This window comes from Plantactinospora alkalitolerans, assembly GCF_015690345.1.
Classification (GTDB): Bacteria; Actinomycetota; Actinomycetes; order Mycobacteriales; family Micromonosporaceae; genus Plantactinospora; species Plantactinospora alkalitolerans.
In genome coordinates this window covers 1-17,892 of sequence record NZ_JADPUN010000132.1, presented here as the reverse complement: position 1 = coordinate 17,892, position 17,892 = coordinate 1, and the positions used below count along the sequence as shown (strand labels likewise).

Here is a 17,892-nt window from a genome sequence, read left to right as displayed (position 1 = left end):
GACCGCCCGGAGCCGGGCACGGCAGGCCCCGGCCCCCCACCACGCAGCCCAAACCCACAGCGAGCCACGCCCACGACGGACGCGGGAGAAACCCAGCCCTCAGCCACCCCACCGAAGCGGAACTTCCAACGGCGGCTCACCCTCACCGGCCCAGAAGATCGATCCGGCCGCGTCGACCACCACCACCCGGGGCGTACGGGCCTGTCCCCAGGTCACCGCATCCGCCGGATCGGCCCACGTCGGCGCCTCCTCCAGTACGCCGGTCGGGGCGCCGTCGGAGTCCCCGGCGGACTTCTCCCAGTACCCGGTCCACACCTGCTGCCCGCCGGACACGTCAGGGTGCAGGAACACGGTCCCGCGCCCCCGCCAGACGGCCAGTTCCTCGGGCACCGCCGGCAGCTTCGTCGTACCGGCGATCGCCTCCAGGTCGGCCGGTCCGAACGCGTGCGGCAGCAGCTCGGCCATCCGCAGCGGAACCGGGTCCGCCTCGATCAGGCACTCCGGCCCGCCGTGCTCCCAGAGCAGTTGCCGGCACCGCCCGCACGGCATCAACGGCTCGCCGGTCGCACCGACGCACGACATCGCGACCAGTTTGCCGCCACCGGAGGCGTGCAGCGCGGAGACCAGTCCACACTCCGCGCAGAGCGTCACGCCGTACGAGGCGTTCTCCACGTTGCAGCCGACCACCACCCGGCCGTCGTCGACGAGTGCCGCCGCTCCCACCGGAAAATTCGAGTACGGCGCGTACGCGTGCCGCATCGCCTCGATCGCGGCGGCCCGCAGCCCATCCCAGTCAATCTCCATCGTCACGCCCCCCATCCTGCCCCGCCGCTGGTCAGCCCTTGATGTAGGGCTTGCCGTCGGCGGCCGGCGCCCGCACCTTGCCGACCAGGCCGGCCACGGCCAGCAGCGTGGCGAGGTACGGCAGCATCGCCAGGAACTCGCTCGGGATGCTGCTGTTGATCGCGCTGAGATAGGTGCCGAGCTGGTCGGCGAAGCCGAAGAAGAGCGCGGCCAGCAGCGCACCGGTGGGACTCCACCGCCCGAAGATCAGCGCCGCCAGCGCGATGAAGCCCTTCCCACCGATCATGTTCTTGCTGAAGGTGTAGAGCGCCAGCGTGTAGGACGCGCCGCCGATCCCGGCCACCATCCCGCCGAGCAGCACGTTCCGGTAGCGCAGCGCGAGAACCTTGACGCCGAGGGTGTCGGCGGCGGTCGGGTGCTCGCCCACGGCCCGGGTCCGCAGTCCCCAGCGGGTACGGAACAGCGCGACGTGGATGACCAGCACCAGGATCAGCGCCAGGTACAGGAAGATGTTGCCCCGGAACAGCGCCGGGCCGAGCACCGGGATGTCGGAGAGCACCGGGATCGGCCACGCCTCGAACCGGGGCGGCTGGTTGTACTTCGCCGCGTCGGTCTGCATCAGCCGCTCGTAGAGGAACCCGGTCAGCCCGAGCGCGAGCAGGTTGAGCACGATTCCCATCACGACCTGGTCGACCAGGTAGCGGATGGTGAAGACCGCGAGCAGCAGCGAGATCAGCGCGCCGCCGAAGGCCGCCGCGACCAGCCCGATCCAGGCGCTGGCGGTGAGCGTGCCGATCAGGGCGCCGAAGAAGGCGCCCATCAGCAGTTGTCCCTCGATCGCCACGTTCACCACGCCGGACCGCTCGCAGAGCACCCCGGCGAGGGCGCCGAAGATCAGCGGCAGGGCGAGGATGAAGGTGCCTCGGAGGATGTTGACCAGCGGCATGAAGTTCTGCCCGTCCGGCGCCGCCGAGACCTGCCAGCAGAGGAAGGAGAGCACGATCCCGACCACCGCCACCCCGAGCAGTGGGACGAACCAGCGGCGGGCGGGCCGGCCGGTCAGCAGGACCGCTCCGGCGGCCGCCGCGACGAGCCCGAACAGGGTCGCGCCGAAGGTGCCGTTGATGGCCAACGCCGCGCCGCCGGCGTCCTCGCTGAGCGTGAACCGCGCGTCCGCACCGGTGGCGAGCGCCCCGAAGAACGCCGCCGCGAGCAGCCCGAGCAGCACCGCGCCGACACCGACCCGGCGGTCCCGGGTCCAGAAACCCTGTCGTACGACGACCGCGACGTCCTCGACAGCCATGGTGGACATCTGGTCTACCAGCCCTTCGCCATGCTCGTCCCCAGCCGGGCGGCCCGGGCGGCCCGGAGCCCGAAGATCGCCTTCACCAGTGCCGGTGCGGCGATGAAGATGACGATCAGCGCCTGCAACACCGTGACCAACTCCAGCGAGATGCTGGCGTACGACTGCATCCGGTTGCCACCGGCCTGTAGCGCGCCGAAGAGCAGGGCGGCGAGCGCGACTCCCCACGGTTTCACCCGGCCGAGCAGTGCCACCAGGATGCCGTCGAACCCGATCTGGGCGACCACCAGCGGGGTGAGCGCGGTGGCCGTGGTGCCGAGCACCATGTTCGCTCCGCCGAGGCCGGACAACGCGCCCGAGATCACCATGACCAGGGCGTACGTCCGGCCGACACTGATCCCGGCGGTCCGGGCGGCGTCCGGGTTGGCTCCGACGGCTCGCAGCTCGAAGCCGAAGGTGGAGCGGTTGAGCAGCCAGGCGACGCCCCAGGTGACCAGCACCGCGAGCAGGATGCCGAGGTGCACCCGCAGGTCGCTGCCGAGCAGCCGGGGAAGCTGGGCCGAGGAGTCGACCGGCCGGCTGATCGAGTCGGTGCGCGCGGGGTCGTGTACGCCGCCCTGCACGATGATCCAGGCCAGGAAGGAGATCGCGACGTAGTTGAGCATGATCGTGGTGATCACCTCGTGTGCGCCGGTCCGGGCCTTCAGGATGCCTGGCACGAAGCCCCAGACCGCCCCGCCGATCGCTCCGGCGAGGACCGCCACGATCAGGTGCAGTACCGGCGGCAGCGGGAGCAGGAAGCCGGCCAGCGCGGCCAGGATCACCCCGAGGGTCGCCTGACCCTGCGCACCGATGTTGAACAGGCCGCCCCGGAAGGCCAGCGAGACCGCCAGGCCGGTGAAGACCAGTGGGGTGGTGTAGGTAAGCGTCTCCGAGATCGGTGCGAAGACCGGCTGCCACCCGTTGGTTCCGTTGATCCACCCGCTCACCGCGGCCGGGTCGACGACCGCGCCCTTGAACAGGTTCGCGTACGCGTCGCTGACCACCGCCCAGCTGGAGTTGAGCGCGTCGGTCGGCTTGGCGGTGATGTAGCCGTAGGTGGCGAGGACGTCGGGGTCGGAGACGATGATCAGCACCGCGCCGATCAGGCTCGCCAGCACGATGGCGAGCACCGTGACGGTGACGGTGTTGGCCGACCACAGGTTGCGGACGAAGAGCCGGAGCAGCAGCGGCCCGCCACCGTCGCGGTCGGCCGGCGCCGCCTCGCCGCCGCCGGGTGCCGTACCACCGGGTTGCGCCTTGGCCCCGCCCGCCCCGGCGGCCGGCTGGTCGGCACCGGTGGACGGGTCGGTGTCGGTCGACTCGCCGGGAGCGTTGCCGCCGACGCTGCTGATCGTCTCGGTCCGGGCCGGTTCGCCGGCCGGATCCTTGTCCGGAGACGGAGACGGAGACGGAGACGGAGACGGAGGACCGGGCAGGTTGTCGTCGGTCACTTCGCCTCCTCGCCGCGCTCGTCCTCGGCGGACGTCGAACCGGTGATGCCGGCCATCAGCAGCCCGATCTCCTCGCGTGGGGTGTCCGGTCCGACCAGGCCCAGGATCCGACCCCGGTACATCACCGCGATCCGGTCGGCCAGCCCGATGACCTCGTCCAGTTCACTGGAGACGAGCAGTACGGCGGTGCCGATGTCCCGCTCGTGGATGATCCGGCGGTGGATGAACTCGATCGAGCCGACGTCCACGCCCCGGGTGGGCTGGGCGGCCACGAAGAGCTTCAGCGGCCGGGACATCTCCCGGGCGATGATCACCTTTTGCTGGTTGCCGCCGGAGAGCGTGCCGACGCTCGCCTCCGCCGACGAGGTGCGGACGTCGAACTCGGGGATCCGTTCCCGGGCCGAGGCGGTGATCGCCTCCGGCCGCAGCGCCAGGCCCGACCCGAAGGGCGGCTGGTCGTACATGTCCAGCACCAGGTTCTCCGCGACGCTGAACTCCTTGACCAGCCCGTCGACGCTGCGGTCCTCGGGGACGTAGCCGACGCCGGCCCGCAGCACCCGCTTGGTCGACCAGCCGTTGACGCGCTGGCCGGCGACCGTGACCGATCCGCTGAGCATCGGACGCAGGCCCATCAACGCCTCGATGAGTTCCGTCTGACCGTTGCCCTGTACGCCGGCGATGCCCAGCACCTCGCCGGCCCGCACGGTCAGGTCGACCCCGTCGACCGCCCGTACACCCCGTTCGTCGTCGACGACGAGGCCCTCGATCTCCAGAACCGCTTCGCCCGGTTCGGCGGGGTCCTTTTCGATCAGCAGGTTCACGGTGCGCCCGACCATCAGCGCGGCCAGCTCGTCCTCGCTGGCGTCCGGGCTGGCCGTACCGACGGTCCGGCCCCGGCGGATCACGGTGATCCGGTCGGCGATCGCCTTCACTTCCTTGAGCTTGTGGGTGATGAACACGATCGACTTGCCGGACTCCTTCAGGGACCGCATGACCGCGAGCAGTTCCTCGGTCTCCTGCGGAGTCAGTACGGCGGTCGGCTCGTCCAGGATGAGCAGGTCCACGTCCCGGGTCAGCGCCTTGACGATCTCGACCCGCTGCTGCACGCCGACCGGCAGGTCCTCGACCACCGCGTCCGGGTCGACCCGCAGGTTGTAGCGGGTGGATACCTCGGTCACCTGGCGCCGGGCCCGTCGCCGGTCCAGGAAGCCGGCGACACCGCCCCGGACCTGCTCGGCACCGAGCATCACGTTCTCGGCGACGGTGAAGACGGGTACGAGCATGAAGTGCTGGTGCACCATGCCGATGCCGGCGGAGATGGCGTCGGCGGGGCCGGTGGCCCGCAGCGGCGCTCCGTCGACCAGGATTTCACCCTCGTCGGGCTGCAACAGCCCGTACAGCACGTTCATCAGGGTCGACTTGCCCGCGCCGTTCTCGCCGAGCAGCGCATGAATCTCTCCGGGCTCCACCGTCAGGTCGATGTGGTCGTTGGCGACCAGATCACCGAACCGCTTGGTGATGCCGCGCAGTTCGAGTCTCAGCGCAACCTCCTGGGAGTGCGGGCGGATGGTGCAGCCTACTGCCTGGTGGATCGGGTCGACAGCGGTCCGTCCGGTGATCACGGCGGGCTGTTCGGCCGCCGGTTCGGCGTGCGGACCGGCCGCCCCGGCCTCGCGGAAAAAACGTTCCCGCGGGGGTCGGGGCGACCGGTCCCGCCAGCGTCACCCTAGGACCGGCCGTCGGCGAAGCGGGTCGGGACGGCCGGTCCGGTACTACTTCGGCTGTGCGGCGGAGGTGACGGTGACCGTGCCCGCGGCGATGTCGCTCTTGAGCTTGTCGACCTCGGCCTTCAGGTCGGCCGGCACCTTGCTGTCGAACTCGTGGTACGGCGCCAGCGAGACGCCGTTGTTGGCCAGGGTGCCGAGGTAGCCGGGGTCGTGCGCCAGCTTGTCACCCTTGGCCGCCGTGACGACCGCATCCCGGACGGCGTCCGAGATGTTCTTGACGACGGTGGTGACCAGGGCGGGGCAGTTCGGGGTGCTCTGGCAACCGTCGGTGTCCACCCAGATCGCCGAGTACTTGCCGCCGGAGGCCTGCGCCGCGGCGGTGGTACCCAGGCCGGCGCCACCGGCGACCGGCATGATGATGTCGGCGCCCTGCGCGACGAGGGCGTCGCTGACCTTCTTGCCCTCGTCCTGCTTGACGAAGCTGTTGGTGAACGAGCCGTTCTGGCTGGTCTTGTCCCAGCCGAGGGCCTTCACGCTCTTGTTCTTGGCCTTGTTGTACTGGGCCACGCCGTCGACGAAACCGTCCATGAAGATGGTCACCGGCGGGATCTTCTCCCCGCCGTACGTGGCGACGGTGCCGCTCTTGCTCATCCCGGCCGCCAGGTAGCCGGCCAGGAACGCCGCCTGCGCGGTGTCGAACTGCATCGGGAAGACGTTGCTCTCCGGCAGCTTCGAGTCGACGATCCCGAACTGCTGCTCCGGGTTCGCCTTGGCGATCTTCGAAGTGGCGCCGCTCATCAGCCCGCCGACGGCGAGGATGAAGTTGCACTTCTGGTTGACGTACTGGGTCAGGTTCGGCTCGTAGTCAGCCTCGGCCTTGGAGGAGGTGTTCTTGATGTCGATCTTGGGGTTCGCCGCCTTGGCCGCCTGCAACCCGGCCCAGGCCGAGGTGTTGAACGACTTGTCGTCGATGCCACCGACGTCGGTCACCATGCATGCGGTGTATTTGTCGGCTGCGGTGCCGCCGTCGTTGCCCTTGTCCGGAGCCTCGCCACACGCGGCGGCGCCCAGTGCGAGCCCACCTACCGCGAATACCGAGACGATCCGCATCCCACGCACAGAGCGCAAGACGGTCTCCCTTCCCATTGCACACCGCCACCGCGGTGACAGTCCCAAGCCGGCCTGCGCGTTTGCCGCCGGCGTCCCACGTTACGGACGGGAGCGTACGCCCGCGCCTGTCCACCGGCCGACAATCGTGCCTGACTGTTGAACGGCCGTTACCCTTACGTAACTTCGGGGTGTGGGACATCACTTGTTAACCCGCCCGATGCCCGACGTCGAATCACGAAGCGCCCTGTTCTCACCTTTCCGGGCGCTCGCGACGAGCCGGGCAGCGGCGGGCCCGTTACGGGCGGCCGGCGGCGGGCGTCAGCGCCAGAAGACCGCGACGGCGGCGTTGGCCAGGGTCAGCCCGATGATCGCCAGGAAGTGCCCACGGTTGACCGACTCGCGCTTGCGGGAGAAGAACACCATCACGAAGATCATCAGACCGATCACGAGTTTGGTGGCGAGCTTGGCCGGCGCCGGTTCGTCGCCGTCGCGCAGCGGCGCGGAGAGCCCGATCCCGGTCAGCACCTGGATGACGGCGCCCCAGAGCATCAGGGGATTGATCCGCAACCGGCCGGTGACGTACTGGGTGACCGCGCCGCCCAGCAGCAGTGCGAACCCGATCAGATGCGCGTAGAGGAGTATCAGCCGCAGAGGTTCCACGGCCGACATCCTGCCCCATCGGCGGCGCGCCGTCGCCCCCGCCCGGAGCCGCCGCTGCCGGGCCACGGCGGCCGCCGACGCCGCCGCCGTGGACCCGGCGAGCCCGATCAACTGCGGCTGGCCGCCACCTCGGCGTTCCCGGCGTCGCTCGCCGTACTGCCGGCCGCCGGCCCGGAGCCGGGGCTGAACAGCCGGGCCCGCCCGACTGTCACCAGCAGCAGGCCGACGACGGCGTAGCCGACGAGGATCAGCAGCGGCGTCGCGGATCCGGCACCGTCGAAGAACGCTGTCGAGCGGAGCAGGGTGCCGCCGGCACCGACCGGTAGCCACTGGCCGACCGTTCCCCACGGCTGGGGCAGCAACTCCGGCGCCGCAGCGACCGCGGACAGCGGGTTGCCGACCAGGAAGACGAGTACCGCGCCGAGAGCCAGGCCCGCTCGACCCAGTGCCGCGCCGAGCCCGTTCAGGGTGGCCGCGATGGCCAGTCCGATCAGCCCGATGGCCATCCCGTTCGTCAGGTGATCGCCGGGAAGCACGCCGAGCCAGCCCTGCAGCACCGCCGGCCCGGCGAGTCCGGCCAGCAGGCCGAAGCTGACCAGGCCGGCCAGCCGGGCGATCCGGTTGGCGACCAGGAGCGTCAGCAGGACCCCGGCCACCATGCTGGTCAGCGCCAGCGGCAGGAATCCACCCGCGAAGCCGCCGCCCCGGGGGTCGTCCGGGTCGGCGGGGACGACGTCGATCACCCGCGGTGGCTGACCGCCGGCGAGCTGCCCGGCGGACTGGGTGAGCAGCGCCGCCACCGCGGGGCCGGCCCCGCTGGCGGTGTGCAGTTCCGGTCCGTCCGGACCGATCACGAACGCGGCGTACGCGTCGCGGTCGCGTAGCGCCTGGTCGGCCGCCGTACCGTCCGGCAGCCGGATCACCTCGAAGGCCCCGGGTGCGGTGGCGGTCAGTTGCCGGACCAGCACGTCGGTGGCCGGGGCCGGCCCGGCGACGACGACGGGCAGGTCACGCGGCTCCAGGTTCGCTGCCGGACCGGCGAACAGCGGTACGAGGAGCGATTGCAGCAGCACCACCCCGACGGCGACCAGTACGGCGACCGCGTACGGCGGGCGTGGGCGCCCGGAGCGGGGTGCTCCCGGTGGGACGGACGGTCGACTCATCTTCCGACTCCCTCTTAAAACGAATGCTCGTTCTCTTAGAATCAGATTCCTCTCGGTCGTTGGCTGCGTCAAGAACGAGCGTTCGTTTTACACTGTGGGACGTGCCACGTGTCTCCGACGAACACCTCGCCGCCCGACGGCAGCAGATCCTCGACGCCGCCCGGCGCTGCTTCGTGCGCAACGGCTTCCACGCCACATCGATGCAGGACGTGATCAGCGAGGCCGGCCTGTCGGTCGGCGCGGTCTACCGCTACTTCAGCAGCAAGCACGAACTGATCAGCTCGATCGCCGAATCGGTCTCCGACGGCGCGGACGAACTCTTCGGGGCGATCGTCACCGCTGATCCCCCGCCGCCACTGGTCGACGCGGTGGACCAGGCACTGGCGTTCGTCGAGTCCCAGATGGGCCCGGACGGGGCCTTCCCGCTCGCCGTACAGGTCTGGGCCGAGTCGCTCCGCGATCCCCAGCTCGCCGACTTCGTCGCGCGGATGTACGGCGGCTTCCGGACCCGGTTCGTCACCCTCGCCCGACGGACCCAGCAGGCCGGGAAGCTGCCCCCGGACGCCGATCCCGAGGCGGTGGGGGCCGTCCTGTTCGGTCTGATCCAGGGCTTCGCCCTGCAACGTCGGTTGTCCGCCGGACCGGACCGGAAGACCTACCTGGGCGGCGTACGGGCATTGCTCGCCGCCCAGAGCCGCACCGCCGACTGACAGCGAAGCGACAACCGGAGCGGCAGGAGTCCTGAGTCGACCTGACGCCGGGATGCCCGACGCCCCGGGGCGATCCTGTCGTCGCACCGAGCTACCCGCTCTGACCTCGACCGGTCGCCACACACCGAAGCTCGCACGGCTCCGTTCGGGCGGGCTACCATCGGCCAACCCCGTGGCTGACACACCGGTCCCGGGCGGAAAGCCCCGGCTACGCCGCGACCGGCCGGCGGCGGACGGGAGTCACGCTGTGGTGTTGGCCAGGAACGGAAAACCGGGCGACCGTTGGCCCGCCATCGCGCTCGTCGCGCTCGTGGAGTCGGCGGCGGTGGTGCTGGCCGTCGGCATCGGCATCGTGGCGGGCCCGACGGACGAGAACCCGACCGCGCAGCCCGGCCCCGAACCCACCGGAAGTACGACGACCACGCCCCGCACCGCGCCCAGCCCGGCCGGGCCGACCGTGCCGGTGATCCGCCCCGGCCGGCCCGGCGAATCGGCCGACGTGGTCCCGCCGAACCAGCTCACTCCCCAGTCCGGGCCCCGGCACAACGAGGCCGACGTCCTGTTCGTCCGGATGATGGTTCCGCACCACGAGCAGGCCCTGCAGATGGCCGCCCTGGTGCCGAGCCGGGCCGGCGGGACCGGGGTCATCTCGGTCGCCGACCGGATCAGGGCCAGCCAGCAGCCCGAGGTCGAGGTGCTGCGGAGCTGGCTGCGGGACCGGAACCTGCGCCCCGACGTGGAGTCCGGCCACCAGCACCACACGATGCACGGCATGCAGAGCCCGGCGGCGATCGCCGCGCTGACCTCGGCGACCGGCACGGCGTTCGACCGGATGTTCATCGAGATGATGAGCGCACACCACCAGGGCGCCATCGGAATGGCCCAGGCCGTACTCACCGCCGGAGTGGACCCGCAGATCCGGGAACTGGCCCGGAACATCGCCTTCGAACAGGCCGTCGAGATCAACCGGATGCGCGAGGTGCTCGACCCCCAGGCCCGCTGAGCGCGTCCGACCCCTGGCGGGCCGGTTCACCCGGCAACCGCCTCACTCCTTGGTGCCGCCGCCGGTGAGGCCGGACACCAGGTGCCGCTGGGCGAAGAGGAAGACGATGCCCGCGGGGATGGTGACCAGCACCGCCGCCGAGGTGAGGTACTCCCACTGCGGGTTGAACTGCGGTACGAACTGCTGGAGTCCGTACGCGAGGGTGAAGTTCCGGTCCTCCTGGATGAAGGCGGAGGCGTACGCCACCTCGCCCCAGGCGGTCAGGAAGGCGTAGAACCCGGTGACGGCCAGCGCCGGCCTCGCCAGCGGAAGCACCACCCGCCAGAACGTCCTGAACGGGCCACAGCCGTCCATCGCCGCGGCCTCGTCCAGCGCCCTCGGGATCGTGTCGAAGTACCCCTTGAGCATCCAGGCGCAGAACGGCACCGCGATGGTCAGGTTCGCGATGATCAGTGAGGGCGGCGTGTTGATCAGGCCCAGCCCGGCCATGATCATGTAGATCGGCACGATCAGGATCGGCATCGGGAACATCTGGGTGACCAGGAAGACCATCATCAGCGGGCGGCGTCCCGGGAAGTTGAACCGGGACACCGCGTAGCCGGTGGTGGCGGCGATAAGGATGCCGATCAGCATCGTGAACGCCGCGACGACCACCGAGTTGAGGAACCAGCGCACGAAGCTGGTCTCGGTCAGCACGTACGCGTAGTTGTCCAGGGTCGGGTCCTTGACCAGGGACAGTTCCGTGCTCTGCACCGCGTGGCCGGGCTTGAACGAGGAGAGCAGCACCCACACGATCGGACCGATCGCGATCAGTACGGCGACGATCAGGGTGGCGTGCAGCAGCACGGACCGCAGCGGCGACCGGGTGACCCGGGTGGGTCGGCGTACCGGCCGGCCACGCCGCGCCGGAACCCGTCCGCCGGCGGCGTCGACCGCCGCGGGCGGTGGGGCGCTGATCTGGCTCATGGTCACCACACCTCGCCTTGCTTGCGCAGTGCCCGCCGGTAGAAGACCGAGAAGACGAGCAGGATCGACAGGATGAGCACCCCGTAGGTCGAGGCGAGCGAGTAGTTGCGGATGCCCTCGAAGGCGGCCCGGTAGGCGCCGGTCACCAGGATGTCGGTCTGCCCGGCGGGCTGGCCCTCGGTGACCAGGAAGATGACCGGGAACATGTTGAAGGTCCAGATGGTGCCGAGCAGGATCACCGTCATGCTGACCGGACGCAGGCCGGGCAGGGTGACGTGCACGAACCGCTGCCACGGGCTCGCCCCGTCGATCTCGGCCGCCTCGTACAGCTCGCCGGGGATGCCCTGCATCCCGCCGAGCAGCGCCACCATCATGAACGGCACACCGAGCCAGATGTTGGTGACGATCGCGGTGAACAGCGCGGTCCACCGGTTGGCGAACCAGTCGACCGGGTCGATGCCGAGGGTGCCGAGCAACGAGTTGGCCAGGCCGAACCGCTCGTTGAAGATGAACTTCCAGGCGAACGCGCTGACGAAGGCCGGCACCGCCCAGGGCAGCACGAGCAGCACCCGGTAGAGACCGCGCAGCCGCATCGGCCGGTTCAGCATCGTCGCCAGCCCGAGCCCGAGCCCGTAGTGGAAGACGACGCAGAGGGACGTCCAGATCAGAGTGACGCCGGTCCACCGCCAGAACTCACCCACCTCACCGGTGAGCACCCGGAGGTAGTTGTCCAGCCCGACGAACTCCCAGCGGTTGGGGTTCGCCTTGCAGACCTCCCCGCCGGTGATCGACCTGGTGCAGATCTCCGCCGCCTGGTTGGCCTCGGTCAGGTTGGTCAGCGAGAGCCAGAAGCCGCGGGCCAGCGGGTAGAAGATCAGTACCGCGAGCACCACGACGACGGGCAGCACCATCGCCCAGGCGTACCAGTGTTTGTCCCAGGTCCGTCGGAGGCGGGACGGACGTGCGGGGCGGCGGTCGGACGGCGCGGGCGCCCGACCGTCGGTCACGGTGGTCATCAGCTGCGCTCCAGGAGGGGAGCCCGGCCGGGCCGCCGGTGCAGAGGAGTACCGGTCGGCCCCGCCGGGTGCCAGGTGGTCTCGCCGGACACGGCCGGCGCCGACGTCGTCAGATCACATGCCGTACGACGGTACGACCTCGGACTTGTACTTGTCGGCGACCCCGTCCAGGGCCGCCTTCGGGTCCTTGTTCTGGACCAGGACTTCGGTGGCCATCTGGTCGAGGGGACCGAAGAACTGGCCGCCCTCGGGGATCCAGGGCCGCTGTACGGCCGACTCGACAACCGGCTTGAAGGCCGAGATGGTCGCGTTGTTCTTCACCGCGTCGAGGTCGTAGGCGGACTTCCGGGTCGGCAGCAGGCCGAGCTTGCCGGCGATGAACGCCTGCGATTCCGCCGAACTGACGAACTTCACGAAGGCGATCGCGGCCTCCACCTTCTCCTGCGGCATCCCGGACCAGACGACGTAGTTGTGACCGCCGACCGGCGCACCGGCCTTGGCCGAGCCGGCCGGGACCGGGGCGACACCGAGGTTTTCCAGACCGCCGAAGGCAGGAGCGGTCTTGACGTTGTTGACCTCCCACGGACCATTGATGATCATGGCGACCTTCTTCTCCTTGAAGAGGGTCATCATCGTGCCGTACGCGTCGTTGGCGGCCGGCTTCGCCGCGGCACCGCTGGCGACGAGGTCCTTGGCGATGTTCAGGCCCGCGACGTTCCGGTCGGAGTTGATGACGATCTTCTTGGCCTGGGCGTCGACCAGGTCACCGCCCTCGCCGTACAGAAACGGCAGCAGGAAGTAGCCGGCGGGGTTGACGTAGAGACCCTCGACCCCGGTCTTCTTCTTGATCGCCAGCGCGGCGGTCTTGAGGTCGGCCCAGGTCCGGGGAGCCTCGGCGATGCCCGCCTTGTCCAGCAGCTCCTTGTTGTAGAGCAGCGCCAGCGAGTCGGTCACCTGCGGCACGCCGTAGGTCTTGCCGTCGTACCTGTTCGCCGACAGCGGCGTGGGAAGGAAGTCGGACTCGTCGCTCGTCAGCTCCGATCCGTCCAGCGCGTACAGGTAGCCGAGCGACGCGAACTCCGGGACCCAGGCCACCTCGGCCCGCAGGATGTCCGGCGCACCGGTCTTGGCCTGGGCGGCGGTCTTGAACTTGTTCTGCGCCTCGCCGAACGGCACCGACTGATAGTTGATCTTGACGTTGGGGTACGTCTGGTTGAACTTCGCGACGAGTTCCTGGAACGCCGGGCCCTCGTTCTTCGGGTCCGAGGTGTCCCACCACGTCAGTTCGGCTTTCAGGGCTGCGGGATCAGTCTTCGGGTTCTCGTCCGCCGCCTTGTCGTCGCCGCATGCGGCGAGCGTCAGAGCAAGGGTCGTGGACGCGAGTACGACGATCCCCTTGGCGATGCGACGCATGTGCGCTCCTAGATCTGCCGGCTGGGTATCGGCGGGACAGTAGCAAGGACTTGCTGATTACGAAACCCCTTGCAAACATCCTTGCAACAACTGGCTCCCGATCGTTCTCGCGGCCGTGCCGTTTACGGCCTTCGAGAGGTTTGACATGCCCGGTCACCGCCGCCCTCGCCGTCGCGGGCGAGCGGCGTATCACGACCTGAGCGGCCAGGATGGCGGCTTCGGCGCGGCCCGTGGTCGAGCCTGCAACTTCTTGCCGTCGGATGCGCAAGAAACGACTCGTGGGCTACAGTTCCGCCATGCGCGCACGACTTGCCGACATCGCCCAACAGGCCGAAGTAAGCGAGGCCACGGTGTCGCGGGTCCTCAACGACCGCCCCGGCGTGGCCCCGGAGACCCGACAGGCCGTGCTGACCGCGCTCGACGTGCTCGGTTACGAGCGGCCCGCCCGACTCCGCAAGCGCAGCGCGGGCCTGGTCGGGCTGGTGGTGCCGGAGCTGGAGAATCCGATCTTCCCGGCGTTCGCGCAGGTGATCGAGTCGGGATTGGCACAGGCCGGCTACACCTCGGTGCTCTGCACCCAGACCCCCGGCGGAGTCACCGAGGACGAGTACGTCGAGATGCTGCTCGACCGGCAGGTCTCCGGAATCGTCTTCGTCTCCGGCCTGCACGCCGACACCTCCGCCGACTCGACGCGCTATCGCACCCTGCTCGCCCGGCCGCTGCCCATCGTGCTGGTGAACGGCTACGTGGCGGGCATACCCGCCCCCTTCGTCTCCTGTGACGACCGGGAGGCCGGCGAACTGGCGGTGGCCCATCTGGTCGCACTCGGGCACCGCCGGATCGGCCTGATCACCGGACCGGGCCGGTTCGTCCCCGTCCAGCGGAAGGTGACTGGCTACAAGGCCGCGATGAAGCGGCTCGTCGGACTTCCCGACGCGGAACTGGACGAGCTGGCCGAGCTGTCACTGTTCGGGGTGGAGGGTGGCGAGGTCGCCGCCGCCCGGCTCCTCGACCGGGGCGTGACCGGTCTGGTCTGCGGCTCGGACCTGATGGCGCTGGGTGCGATCCGGGCGGCCCGGCAACGGGGCCTGGCCGTACCCGGGGACCTCTCCGTGGTCGGCTACGACGACTCGCCGCTGATGGCGTTCACCGATCCGCCGCTGACCACGATGCGGCAGCCGGTACGGGCGATGGCGGTCGCCGCCGTACGTTCGCTGGTCGACGAGATCCACGGGCACGCCGCACCGCACTCGGAGTACATCTTCCGGCCCGAGCTGGTGGTTCGGGGGTCCACCGCGGTCGTACCGGGGGCGGCGGACAGGTCCGGAACCGATCCCCGGTCCGGCGCGGAGCTGGCGCTACCGGTCTGAGCGGCGTCGCCGCGCGGGCGTCGGCCGAGTCTCACCAACCTCGCCCGGAAGTTCTTGCGCAAGGTTTGCTTGACTCTTGCAGTCGGCGCCCCGCATCCTGCTCCCCATGATCGTGCATCCCGAACCGCCCCGGCCCGCCGAGGACTGGTGGCAGTCCGCGGTCGTCTACCAGGTCTACGTCCGCAGCTTCGCCGACGCCGACGGTGACGGCATCGGCGACCTGGCCGGCGTCCGAAGTCGACTGCCGTACCTGCGGGACCTCGGGGTGGACGCGCTCTGGCTGACCCCGTTCTACCGCTCTCCCATGATCGACGGTGGCTACGACGTCGCCGACTACCGCGACGTCGACCCGATCTTCGGCACCCTCGCCGACTTCGACGCGATGATCACCGACGCGCACGCCCTGGACCTGCGGATCATCGTCGACATCGTGCCGAACCACACGTCCAGCGCGCATCCCTGGTTCGTGGCGGCACTGGCCAGCCCGCCGGGCTCGGCACAGCGGGACCGCTACCTGTTCCACGACGGCCGGGGGCCGGACGGTGACCTGCCGCCGAACGACTGGGAGTCGATCTTCGGCGGTCCGGCCTGGACCCGGGTACCCGACGGCCAGTGGTACCTGCACCTGTTCGATCCGGCCCAACCCGACCTGAACTGGCGGCACCCCGAGGTCCGGGCCGAGTTCGAGGACATCCTGCGGTTCTGGCTCGATCGCGGCGTCGACGGTTTCCGGATCGACGTGGCGCACGGGATGATCAAAGAAGAGGGGCTGCCGGACGTCGGGCGTACGTCCGCCGACGGCCAACGCCAGGTCGAACTGCTCGGCCGGGGACGGCTGCCCTACTTCGACCAGGACGAGGTGCACGACATCTACCGCGCCTGGCGGCCGATCCTGGACAGCTATCCCGGCGGCCGGATGGCGGTCGCCGAGGCCTGGGCCGAGACGCCGGCCCGGCTGGCCCGCTACATCGGAGCGGACGAGTTGCACCAGGCGTTCAACTTCGACTTCCTCGACGCGACCTGGTCGGCCGACTCGTTCCGGAAGGTCATCGACACCGCGCTGGCCGAGTCGACGATCGTCGGTGCGCCGACCACCTGGGTGCTCTCCAACCACGACAAGCAGCGGCACGTCACCCGGTACGGCGACGGCGCACTCGGGCTACGCCGGGCCCGGGCAGCCGCCCTGCTGATGCTGGCGTTGCCCGGCTGCGTCTACCTCTACCAGGGTGAGGAACTGGGCCTGCCGGAGGTGCTCGACCTTCCCGACGAACTGCGACAGGATCCCGCCTTCCTGCGTACCGGGCAGAGCCGGGACGGCTGCCGGGTGCCGCTGCCCTGGGACGGCGACGTGCCCCCGTACGGCTTCGGTCCGGCCGCCGGAGCACCGTCCTGGCTGCCGGCCCCGCCGACCTGGCGGGCCCGCTCGGTGGCCAGCCAGACCGACGTACCGGACTCGACCCTGGAGTTGTACCGCTCGGCGCTGCGGCTGCGCCGCGCGCACAGCGCGCCGCCGTCGGACCGGTCCGGTTCCGCCGACCCGACCGGAATGACGTGGCTGGACAGCGAGCCGGGCGTGCTCGCCTTCACCCGGACCGAGCCGGCCGGGGACCGGCTGACCTGCGTGGCCAACCTCAGTGGCGCACCGGTCGGGGTGAGCGGCCACGGCATGCCGATCATCAGCAGCGAGCCGTTGACCGAGCGGGACGGCAAGGTGACGCTGCCGAATGACGCGGCAGGGTGGTTCATCCGGCCGGTAACCGGGTAACCCGAAACTGACCTGGTCGTCCGTCGCGATCAGCGCCGACGGGCGACTGGGGCTGACGACCCCTTTGTGGTGGAGGGGATGGTGGGCCGGTGCCCCGGAAGTCCGCTTCCGGGGCACCGGCGTGTCAAGAGACCACTGCGGTTTCGCTTGTCGGCCCAGCCCTCGACAGAAGTGGCGCGGCACCGTCGTGGCAGTTTCATCTCGGCAGGCCACGCGAGTCGCTCGTGCACGTCCGTCGCTTGGCCCAGGCCTCGTGGGACTCCTTCCAGGGAGCCGCGCTGAGGTGCTGCTCGACTGTTGCGGACGGGTGCGGCAACATGTGCAGGTGGGTTTCGGCCTTGACGTGCTGGCGATCGACGCGGCGGCGAGCGACGACGCGGTGCGTGCCATGGTGAAGCGCTGCGAAAGCCTTCAGCACCCCGACGGCGAGCTGGACGAACGTATCGTGGGCTTCTACGAGAGTCTGCGCGCCCGCTACCCCGACATGCCGCCATACCGCGATGACTCGCCCTGGATGTCGATGCCACTCGACGTTGGTATCGATCATGTCAGCATGAACATGAGCTTCGGGCAGCGCAGCACTTCCCTAATCGACCTGATCCTGGATCTCGCAGCACGATATGGGCTGACGATCTACGACCCGCAGGGCGATGAGGTGACCCGACCTCACCGTTGATGTCCGAGCACGGTCGCGGGTTGCGGGGGTCCGGTGGGTTAGGTCCCGCCCAGGCTCTGCCATCGCGGCGGTGTGAGATCTCCGCACCAGGCCGCTGTTGCGCACCTGACCGAACCCGCGACGCAGCGCGTCACACGTCAGTCGTCCGAATCGGGCCTTGGTGGGCGATTGTGTTTTGCCCACTCCTTGATCTCGGCCGCCAGATACACCTTCATACCCCGTAGCTCCTGGTATGGCTTCGGGAACCCCGGCCGGCGGACGATCTGCTGGAACCGCTGACGGGATACGCCGAGATAATCGGCGACCTCGTAGGGACCCATCAACTCCCCTGGTCCCCCGGTCATGGAGCGCACGGTATGCATGACCCGGACTTCCCAATTAGCACTACCCTATTGACTAGCGGGTGGGTCGTGCCGGACGCTGATGCTGGCCCGGGGTTGGTGCTGGGCTCCGGTCGGTACGGGCGCGGTCGTACCAACTGACCCCGCCCGCCCCGGTGCCGCTCCATGACAGGCGGACGGCAAGGAGAGGGTCATGGTTCGGATCGACGAGGAGTTGGATGAGGTGCCGTTACCGCCGTACGGGACGGCGGTACGGCGATGATCTACCGGTCCGGTGACCGTCTCGGCGCGCATGTCGTCCGCGCCGCGACCTTCGTAATGCGGCGGTGGCGCGGCGGCCTCGACCCGGATGAGGTGTACGCCTACCTGCGC

Annotated in this window: 16 protein-coding genes and 1 pseudogene; 6 read left to right on the top strand and 11 right to left on the bottom strand. The window is 69.8% G+C overall.

Annotated features, from left to right (window positions below; genetic code table 11):
• Nucleotides 1-99 precede the first annotated feature (99 nt).
• The 7 genes from I0C86_RS12460 to I0C86_RS12430 all read right to left on the bottom strand — a co-directional run bounded on the left by I0C86_RS12460 (nt 100) and on the right by I0C86_RS12430 (nt 8,260).
• Nucleotides 100-804 carry a cytidine deaminase gene (locus tag I0C86_RS12460; RefSeq protein WP_196201399.1) on the bottom strand — a complete coding sequence of 235 codons (705 nt, stop codon included), beginning with the start codon at nt 802-804 and terminating at the stop codon, nt 100-102.
• Nucleotides 805-835: 31 nt separating this feature from the next.
• Complete coding sequence (locus I0C86_RS12455) at nt 836-2,116, bottom strand: ABC transporter permease (RefSeq protein WP_196201385.1); 1,281 nt, start codon at nt 2,114-2,116, stop codon at nt 836-838.
• Between the two features lie 5 nt (nt 2,117-2,121).
• Complete coding sequence (locus I0C86_RS12450; RefSeq protein WP_407676302.1) at nt 2,122-3,336, bottom strand: ABC transporter permease; 1,215 nt, start codon at nt 3,334-3,336, stop codon at nt 2,122-2,124.
• A 260-nt stretch (nt 3,337-3,596) separates the two neighbouring features.
• Nucleotides 3,597-5,222, bottom strand: coding sequence for an ABC transporter ATP-binding protein (locus I0C86_RS12445; RefSeq protein WP_323373606.1), 1,626 nt, complete (start codon nt 5,220-5,222; stop codon nt 3,597-3,599).
• Nucleotides 5,223-5,372: 150 nt separating this feature from the next.
• On the bottom strand, nt 5,373-6,437 hold the full coding sequence (locus tag I0C86_RS12440) for a BMP family lipoprotein (RefSeq protein ID WP_196201396.1): 1,065 nt from the start codon (nt 6,435-6,437) through the stop codon (nt 5,373-5,375).
• A gap of 318 nt (nt 6,438-6,755) precedes the next feature.
• Nucleotides 6,756-7,097 carry a hypothetical protein gene (locus I0C86_RS12435; protein WP_196201384.1) on the bottom strand — a complete coding sequence of 114 codons (342 nt, stop codon included), beginning with the start codon at nt 7,095-7,097 and terminating at the stop codon, nt 6,756-6,758.
• Nucleotides 7,098-7,204: 107 nt separating this feature from the next.
• Nucleotides 7,205-8,260, bottom strand: coding sequence for an ABC transporter permease (locus I0C86_RS12430; RefSeq protein ID WP_196201383.1), 1,056 nt, complete (start codon nt 8,258-8,260; stop codon nt 7,205-7,207).
• A 101-nt stretch (nt 8,261-8,361) separates the two neighbouring features.
• Between I0C86_RS12430 and I0C86_RS12425 the strand changes: the two genes are divergently transcribed.
• The gene (locus I0C86_RS12425) at nt 8,362-8,970 is read left to right on the top strand and encodes a TetR/AcrR family transcriptional regulator (protein WP_196201382.1); all 609 of its coding nucleotides are present in this window, start codon (nt 8,362-8,364) and stop codon (nt 8,968-8,970) included.
• A gap of 172 nt (nt 8,971-9,142) precedes the next feature.
• Entirely contained in the window at nt 9,143-9,973 is an 831-nt protein-coding gene (locus tag I0C86_RS44430) for a DUF305 domain-containing protein (RefSeq protein ID WP_196201381.1), read from the top strand.
• A gap of 42 nt (nt 9,974-10,015) precedes the next feature.
• On the opposite strand, the gene I0C86_RS12415 is transcribed toward I0C86_RS44430, so the two are convergent.
• The 3 genes from I0C86_RS12415 to I0C86_RS12405 all read right to left on the bottom strand — a co-directional run bounded on the left by I0C86_RS12415 (nt 10,016) and on the right by I0C86_RS12405 (nt 13,368).
• The gene (locus I0C86_RS12415; RefSeq protein WP_196201380.1) at nt 10,016-10,939 is read right to left on the bottom strand and encodes a sugar ABC transporter permease; all 924 of its coding nucleotides are present in this window, start codon (nt 10,937-10,939) and stop codon (nt 10,016-10,018) included.
• 2 nt (nt 10,940-10,941) lie between these two features.
• Nucleotides 10,942-11,955: a carbohydrate ABC transporter permease gene (locus I0C86_RS12410; RefSeq protein ID WP_196201379.1), complete on the bottom strand. Its 1,014-nt coding sequence runs from the start codon at nt 11,953-11,955 to the stop codon at nt 10,942-10,944.
• Between the two features lie 114 nt (nt 11,956-12,069).
• Nucleotides 12,070-13,368, bottom strand: coding sequence for an extracellular solute-binding protein (locus I0C86_RS12405; protein WP_196201378.1), 1,299 nt, complete (start codon nt 13,366-13,368; stop codon nt 12,070-12,072).
• A 296-nt stretch (nt 13,369-13,664) separates the two neighbouring features.
• On the opposite strand from I0C86_RS12405, the gene I0C86_RS12400 reads away from it, so the two are divergent.
• From I0C86_RS12400 to I0C86_RS12390, 3 genes are all read left to right on the top strand, one after another.
• Nucleotides 13,665-14,738 (top strand): LacI family DNA-binding transcriptional regulator, encoded by a 1,074-nt coding sequence (locus I0C86_RS12400; protein ID WP_196201377.1) that lies wholly within the window; start codon nt 13,665-13,667, stop codon nt 14,736-14,738.
• 106 nt (nt 14,739-14,844) lie between these two features.
• Nucleotides 14,845-16,503: a glycoside hydrolase family 13 protein gene (locus I0C86_RS12395; protein WP_196201376.1), complete on the top strand. Its 1,659-nt coding sequence runs from the start codon at nt 14,845-14,847 to the stop codon at nt 16,501-16,503.
• A gap of 283 nt (nt 16,504-16,786) precedes the next feature.
• Nucleotides 16,787-17,179, top strand: a complete 393-nt coding sequence (locus I0C86_RS12390; protein WP_323373605.1) for a hypothetical protein — start codon at nt 16,787-16,789, stop codon at nt 17,177-17,179.
• A 137-nt stretch (nt 17,180-17,316) separates the two neighbouring features.
• Here I0C86_RS12390 and I0C86_RS12385 read toward each other — a convergent pair whose 3' ends face one another.
• On the bottom strand, nt 17,317-17,523 hold the full coding sequence (locus I0C86_RS12385; RefSeq protein ID WP_230394043.1) for a helix-turn-helix transcriptional regulator: 207 nt from the start codon (nt 17,521-17,523) through the stop codon (nt 17,317-17,319).
• 255 nt (nt 17,524-17,778) lie between these two features.
• On the opposite strand from I0C86_RS12385, the pseudogene I0C86_RS45715 reads away from it, so the two are divergent.
• Nucleotides 17,779-17,892, top strand: a pseudogene (locus tag I0C86_RS45715) (DivIVA domain-containing protein); the annotation flags it as partial.

Coding starts and splice junctions, on each gene's coding strand:
- I0C86_RS12430 (WP_196201383.1), bottom strand. CDS start 8,260: ATGAGTCGACCGTCCGTCCCACCGGGAGCACCCCGCTCCGGGCGCCCA.
- I0C86_RS12415 (WP_196201380.1), bottom strand. CDS start 10,939: ATGAGCCAGATCAGCGCCCCACCGCCCGCGGCGGTCGACGCCGCCGGC.
- I0C86_RS12400 (WP_196201377.1), top strand. CDS start 13,665: ATGCGCGCACGACTTGCCGACATCGCCCAACAGGCCGAAGTAAGCGAG.
- I0C86_RS12405 (WP_196201378.1), bottom strand. CDS start 13,368: ATGCGTCGCATCGCCAAGGGGATCGTCGTACTCGCGTCCACGACCCTT.
- I0C86_RS12440 (WP_196201396.1), bottom strand. CDS start 6,437: ATGCGGATCGTCTCGGTATTCGCGGTAGGTGGGCTCGCACTGGGCGCC.
- I0C86_RS12455 (WP_196201385.1), bottom strand. CDS start 2,116: ATGTCCACCATGGCTGTCGAGGACGTCGCGGTCGTCGTACGACAGGGT.
- I0C86_RS12385 (WP_230394043.1), bottom strand. CDS start 17,523: ATGACCGGGGGACCAGGGGAGTTGATGGGTCCCTACGAGGTCGCCGAT.
- I0C86_RS12395 (WP_196201376.1), top strand. CDS start 14,845: ATGATCGTGCATCCCGAACCGCCCCGGCCCGCCGAGGACTGGTGGCAG.
- I0C86_RS12460 (WP_196201399.1), bottom strand. CDS start 804: ATGGAGATTGACTGGGATGGGCTGCGGGCCGCCGCGATCGAGGCGATG.
- I0C86_RS12410 (WP_196201379.1), bottom strand. CDS start 11,955: ATGACCACCGTGACCGACGGTCGGGCGCCCGCGCCGTCCGACCGCCGC.